This window comes from Flavobacterium sp. T12S277 (genome assembly GCF_048514875.1).
GTDB lineage: Bacteria > Bacteroidota > Bacteroidia > Flavobacteriales > Flavobacteriaceae > Flavobacterium.
In genome coordinates, this window is record NZ_JBLYEG010000064.1 from 1 (window position 1) to 1,227 (window position 1,227).

The window sequence follows — 1,227 nt, forward strand, 5'->3', positions numbered from 1 at the left end:
ATTATACAGCTCCAAGGACGGAATTGGAGAGATCGATCTGCAGTATCTGGGAAGAAGTCCTTGGATTGGACAGAGTTGGAGTAACGGATAATTTCTTCAGGATAGGAGGAAATTCGATATTAGCTATTCAGGTGTCACACCGTATGAGTAAGGCATTAAAGGTTGATATAAAAGTTGCAGATATTTTTAGACTTAAATTCATTATAGAAATACTAGAACTTTTAAAGCAAGATTTTGGGCTAGTAAAGCCTTATTATGAATATTATAATTATGAATTAGATGATATAATATTTATATCTCCTTCCAGTGCTGGTTCAGAAGTATATCAAAATTTAGCTGAAATGTTAAGTATAAAATATAATTGTATTGGAATTGATAATTATAATATTCATTATAAGGATAAAATAAGTTCATTAAATAAATTGGCTAACTATTATTTATTGGAATATGAAAAAAAATACACATTAAAAGAGCCTATTAATTTACTTGGATGGTCTTTAGGAGGGCAGATTTCTTTAGAAATAGCTGTAGTTCTTGAAGGCAGAGGTTATAAAAATATTAATGTAACCTTGTTGGATTCTTTTTTAAGAGATAAAACTATGCAGAGTTTAGTTAATAACAATTATAGGGATGAAATTATAAAAAAATATAAAGATTTTAAAATGGAAGAATCTAAAAAAGTACATGGTGAAAAGATTATTGCTGCTTTGGATACGGAAAATAAACTAGCAAATTCATCAATAGCGCATAAATTAAAATATTCAAACATAGTATTATTTAAAGCTATGTTAGTGAATATTAATAATAAAAATTCTAAATTATTTAATGAATATTGTAAAACTCTTGATAAAAATAATATTAATTTAATTTCCGATAATGTACAAGTAGTAAATTTAGAATGTTATCATGGTAATATCCTTGAAAATAATAGTTTAAGTATTAGTGAATTCTTAATTAAGAATAAAATAAATACTCTTGCACTTGATATATAAAATTATTATAGATGGTATTTTTAGATATTTTTTATATGTTATCATCAAATAGGATTAGAATAGAATTATGAAAAAAAAAATAAACAATAAAATTGAGTCTAGAATATCAGATAAGACTATTTATGAGTTATTCCAGGAACAGGCAGAGAGAACCCCTGATAACATTGCTTTGGTTTATGATGGAGAGGAGCTGAGTTACAGGGATCTTAATGATAGGAGTAACCAGCTGGCTCGT

2 protein-coding genes are annotated in these 1,227 nt (G+C 26.6%); both read left to right on the plus strand.

The window, feature by feature from the left end:
* The coding region (locus ACN1CN_RS22720) for a phosphopantetheine-binding protein (RefSeq protein WP_419137966.1) at positions 1–992 on the plus strand (992 nt) is incomplete at its 5' end.
* Positions 993–1,059: 67 nt separating this feature from the next.
* Positions 1,060–1,227: AMP-binding protein (locus ACN1CN_RS22725; protein WP_419137967.1), on the plus strand; the 168-nt coding region annotated here is incomplete at its 3' end.